We start from the raw sequence: 445 nt of genomic DNA on the forward strand, positions 1-445 counted from the left end.
AAGTATATGGCATTCGGAGTTTGACTGAACTTGGTAACCCTTGGCGGGCCCCGCATCCAATCAGTGCTCTACCTCCACTACTCTTCTTTCCGAGGCTAGCCCTAAAGCTATTTCGGGGAGAACCAGCTATCTCCGAGTTCGATTGGAATTTCTCCGCTACCCCCACCTCATCCCCGAATTTTTCAACATTCGTGGGTTCGGGCCTCCAGTGCGTGTTACCGCACCTTCACCCTGGACAGGGGTAGATCACACGGTTTCGGGTCTACGCCTACATACTTAATCGCCCTATTCAGACTCGCTTTCGCTTCGGCTCCGTCTCTTCAACTTAACCTTGCATGCAAACGTAACTCGCCGGTTCATTCTACAAAAGGCACGCCATCACCCATAGATCGGGCTCTGACTTCTTGTAAGCACACGGTTTCAGGTTCTATTTCACTCCCCTTCC

At 51.7% G+C, this 445-nt stretch carries 1 rRNA gene; it reads right to left on the reverse strand.

Annotated elements, in window-relative coordinates:
- Nucleotides 1-445, reverse strand: a 23S ribosomal RNA gene (locus ACXX53_RS23120); the annotation flags it as partial.

This window comes from Paenibacillus marinisediminis, from assembly GCF_054343325.1.